A 4,804-nucleotide genomic window follows, 5' to 3' on the forward strand; every position below is an offset into this window, starting at 1 on the left:
CGACGAGGTTGATAGGTTCGGGGTGGAAGCACAGCAATGTGTGGAGCTGACGAATACTAATCGGTCGAGGGCTTATCCTAAATAAGTTTGCAAGGACCCATACATCCGGCAAACAAACAGCTAAGGTTCAGTAAGGCAACTTTCGTATCCAGTTTTGAAGGTGTAAATTTATCATCTTTGAACTTTTCATGAGTCATTAGCTCAGTTGGTAGAGCACCTGACTTTTAATCAGGGTGTCGTAGGTTCGAATCCTACATGACTCACCATTTTTTATCCATGAGTTACATAGCCAATTCTCCTTGAAAAACTTGTTTTCCAAGGATTGAATATAGAATGCACCTTATCGTGTCCCTTATAGGACAGTGATTAGGTGCTTTTTTGCATTCAATAATTTCGTTGGGAATGCGTGTATATTGATAATTCTACATAAAGTCTTCCATTAATAGCTGACATGCCATTGAAATTACTTTAGAACTAAAATATAATACTTGCACATTATATGTAAAGATAAGGATGTGGAAGAGCCGGGATGGAACATGCAGAAGCAATAAAAGTACGTTTTTGGCCAGTTATGATTGCAATTTTTATCGGTTCTTTTCTCTGTGTGTTGGCGTCGGCTTCTATCAATTTGGCGCTCGAAATTTTAAAGGTTCATTTTGATACAACACTTGGCTCTATTCAGTGGACGTTAACCGGCTTTATGCTAGCTATGGGAACAACTGCACCAATTGCTGGCTATTTGGGTGAGCGTTTCAGCTACAGGCGGTTGTATTTATTTTCGCTAATAGGATTTACGGTAGCATCGATCCTATGCGGATCTGCATGGGATGAAGGTTCCTTAATTTTATTCCGAGTGCTGCAAGGAGCATTCAGCGGCTTGATTATACCGGCTACGATGTCAATAATTTATCAAATCATACCAAGGGAACGGCAAGCAATGGCGATAGCTTTTTGGGGGTTGTCTGCAATGCTTGCTCCAGCTTTCGGACCAACTATTAGTGGTTGGGTGCTGCAGCACTATGCTTGGCAATGGTTATTTCTAATGAATATTCCGGTTGGGATGATTGCTATAGGGTTCGTGTATGCTTATATTCCATATTATCGAATGAATATTCCTAAGAGCTTCGATGGACTTGGCTTCCTTACCGTTATTTTAAGCAGTTCATCTCTGCTTTTAGCGTTTGGTCAAGGCCATAGCTGGGTCTGGGGTTCTTGGAAAATCGTTTCGTTGTTCGTGCTTGGGACGATATCACTGGCTCTATTTATATGGAGAGAACTAACAGCGGAAACGCCATTGTTAGATTTGCGAGTTTTTAAAAACAGAAGATTCACATTGAATGCTATTCTAGCGAATATCATTACGATTAGCTTGTATTCAGGGACATTGCTGACTCCTATCTTTCTCCAAAGAATTCAGCATGTCTCTGCGATGGATACCGGGATGATATTGCTGCCAGCTTCGCTAGCTATGGCGCTATTAATGCCTGTTGTCGGAAAATTATATAATATTGTAGGTCCGCGTTGGTTGATGTCATTCGGAATTGCGCTTTTAACAATCGGCACACTCGCTTTAAGCTGGCTAAGCATCGATGTGTCTCATTCTTACGTTATTTGGTGGATGATCGTACGCAACGCTGGAATTGCATTTGTAGTTATGCCTTCAAGTAACGCTGCAATGGAACAAATTCCAGCTGAGCTATCCGGACACGCTTCAGCAATAACAAACTGGACGAGAAATGTTTTTGGATCGTTCGCTATAGCTATTTTTACAACGATGCTTGCATCAAGATCACTAACTCATGCCACGGAGTTTGTGAAGGCCGGCGATATTAACAAAATACACATTGAGATGATGTCTTTTACGATGAGCGTAAATGACGTTTATGTAGTTGCTACCTTAGTTGCAGCCGTTGCTTTGCCTCTTAGCATGTTCGTTGGTAAGTTGAAGCATGGAGATGTAATCAAGGGTATGACCTAAGTCTAACGAAAAAATCCTTGGAGAATATTCTCTAAGGATTTTTTTATTCTGGGTATATCGACTTTTGGCATCTCTCGCCAGCTATTTTTGCTTTACTGCTCTACGTTGTTGGAATCATTCTGCTTTATCCTTATCTTATGAGGAAGGGTAAGGATAAAGCTGATTATTCGTAGAGAAATTAGATTCTGTTACTACTCTAATGATGGCTCTATTTTGGGAACAATCCGAATAGGTTCTTATGATTTATGAATCTGTATGCCATACCACCGGATTTTGAGATGCTAGTTTCTCATCTTTCTTATTGAGGGCTTGATGTAATAATGACAGTCTTGCTGTTACTCTCCCACTCTATTTCTGCTCCTAGAGATGTACTAATGAAGCGGACGGGTACGAAAGTGGAGCCATTAATTATTGTCGGAGGAGCATCGAGGATGACTTGCTTATCATTCACGAGTGCGGTTGAACTACCAACGACTAGTACAATTTTATTGCTTCCTTTTGTAGCTGTAATAGTTTGAGTATCAGAATTCCATTCTAAAATAGCGCCGAGTGCATCGAATATAGCTCTTAACGGAACCATGGTCCGGTTATTTAGCTTAACGGGAGGTTGTTTGAAACGTAATGTTTTACCATCTAAATCGACAAAAATAGGTTCTTTCTCTATTAGCTCAGATTCATAGCTCTTAATTCCGACGGCCAAAGTTCGATCCCACTTTGTACCATCCCCAGTAGGGCCGAATCCCCAAGACCATAAGGTTCCATCCGCACGAATAGCCATTGAGCGATATCCAATACCGTGTGCTGCTATGCGTTTTATTTTTTTTAGGCCAATGACTTGGACAGGGACATCACTCGATTTATAAGATCCGATACCGAGCTGGCCCCCGGGATTGTCTCCGCTAGCCCAGACCGTCCCATCTTTTTTTAATATAAGAGGGCCACTGGCTGAGGCTTGAATGGATATGGCATCGAACACACCTTGAATCATGCTAGCTGCCGTATCATTATTAACAGAACTCCCATTGACTTTGCCAAACCCGTTTGATCCCCAAAGCCATACGGTTCCGTCCTTCTTCATACCATATGTATACTGTCCTCCCACTGCGATTTGGACTATACCCTCTAAACCTTCTACTTGAACCATTTTATTATTGTAAGTCCAAACCGTCCCATCCTTCTTTAGGAGCATAAAGTTGCCGTAACCTGCTGATATGGTAATGACATCGGCAGCTCTAGGCAGCTGTGTAGGAACTTCAGGGAAAAAGCCGCCCCAGACCCAAACGGTTCCGTCTTTTTTGATCGCATAGCTGCTGCTCCAATCTGCTTCGATCGCAACGACATCAAACAATTTTTCAATTTGTTTAGGGGACTCACGACTAACCTTACTCCCATCACCTAATTGACCATCTAGATTTCCACCCCATGCCCAAACCGTTCCCTCGTTAGTTAGGGCGAGTGAGTGTGTCTGCCCACCCGAAACGGCGACAGTATTTTTGATAAAAGGTACTTGAACAGGGAGATAGGAATTGAGATTAGTTTCTGAACCTAGAGCACCACGATAGGTAGTTATGTTCCCCCATTGCCATACTGTCCCATCATCCTTGATTCCGAGACTGTGAAGATTGCCTGCAGCTATTTCTTTCCATCCGTTTTCTTCTGGGGATAGAATTTGAGCTTGTGCATTTGGTGGTTGGATGCTAACGATAATTAGTAGAGAGAATGTAAGTATCCAAATAAAAAAGTTCTGCTTATACATCTAGTAACCTTCCTGTATAAGATAGACTTGTGAGATGATAACAATTGCTGACAGATAACCAATAATCTATTTGCTGCATTCACATAGAAATAACTTCCAACTAACATAATATTATCATAGTGAAGGGCGAGTAGAGGGGAATTTGTTTTGAAATGGAATGAGTGGGTAAATATTAAGTGAGCTTCTTTGAAGTAAACAGTGATGAGAAATAACTTATAAGGAATTAGCCTAAACTTAGCTATTTGGTGTACTATATATAGAGGCTAAAAAAGCCGTAGTGGTTACGTTTGATGAAACTGTGTGCCAAACCAACGGATTTTTCCGGACAAATAGGATAAGGTATTCCTTTTTACGAATAGTAATTCGGCTACAAAAGTAAATGGAGTGATGATATGACTAAAGCTAAGGCAAAAGGCGGTACTGGCAGAGGTACGGGCAGCAAAGGCTGGACTCGATGGAAAAAGGGCGAGCAGAAAGCGGCAGCTACAAAAGTGTTTAGCAGAAAAAAGTCTTCTAAAGGTGCAGAAGCAGATAAGAACGGCAGTGGAAGTGCGAAAAAAGGAATAACCGGTACTAAAACAAGTGATAGAGGATCCAGCCCCTTTAAAGGTAGAAGTGAAATCAGCGGAGTTAGAAGCAAAAGTACGAAGTAAGCCTTGTACATGAATGCTTATGACTGATAATAGATGCTTGAGCTGATTCAAGGCTTGGGCTTCTTTTTATTTTTATGTATAAAATAGCTGGATAAAGACACTCTATATTTAAGCGATTCACATGTTTAAAAAGAATTTTAAAAAAAGACTTGCATTAGTAGGCATATGCATGGTATATTCTTATTCCGGGCAAGAAACAAACCGGCACAAACGAGAAACAAACAAGAATAAGATTGCTCTTTGAAAACTGAACAACGAGTATTAAACTGCCCTAACGATCCTAACGGATCATTAGAAAAAGCGATAAAAAAGTAATGAGCAAGTCAAACACCAATTTGGAGAGTTTGATCCTGGCTCAGGACGAACGCTGGCGGCGTGCCTAATACATGCAAGTCGAGCGGAGTTGATGAGATGCTT

3 protein-coding genes, 1 tRNA gene and 1 rRNA gene are annotated in these 4,804 nt (G+C 41.1%); 4 read left to right on the top strand and 1 reads right to left on the bottom strand.

Features of this window, described 5'->3' with window-relative positions; all coding sequences use genetic code 11:
* The first annotated feature begins 190 nt into the window (after nt 1–190).
* Nucleotides 191–266 (top strand) — tRNA-Lys (locus AC0YN7_RS29545).
* Between the two features lie 263 nt (nt 267–529).
* Nucleotides 530–1,978: a DHA2 family efflux MFS transporter permease subunit gene (locus AC0YN7_RS29550; RefSeq protein ID WP_475813588.1), complete on the top strand. Its 1,449-nt coding sequence runs from the start codon at nt 530–532 to the stop codon at nt 1,976–1,978.
* A gap of 298 nt (nt 1,979–2,276) precedes the next feature.
* Here the strand turns inward: AC0YN7_RS29550 and AC0YN7_RS29555 are convergent, their stop codons facing one another.
* On the bottom strand, nt 2,277–3,734 hold the full coding sequence (locus AC0YN7_RS29555; protein ID WP_475813589.1) for a stalk domain-containing protein: 1,458 nt from the start codon (nt 3,732–3,734) through the stop codon (nt 2,277–2,279).
* Between the two features lie 392 nt (nt 3,735–4,126).
* On the opposite strand from AC0YN7_RS29555, the gene AC0YN7_RS29560 reads away from it, so the two are divergent.
* Nucleotides 4,127–4,387, top strand: a complete 261-nt coding sequence (locus AC0YN7_RS29560; RefSeq protein WP_475813590.1) for a DUF3934 family protein — start codon at nt 4,127–4,129, stop codon at nt 4,385–4,387.
* A 332-nt stretch (nt 4,388–4,719) separates the two neighbouring features.
* Nucleotides 4,720–4,804: ribosomal RNA gene (locus AC0YN7_RS29565) — 16S ribosomal RNA — on the top strand; the annotation flags it as partial.

The sequence above is a fragment of the Paenibacillus sp. J31R122 genome (assembly GCF_056269185.1).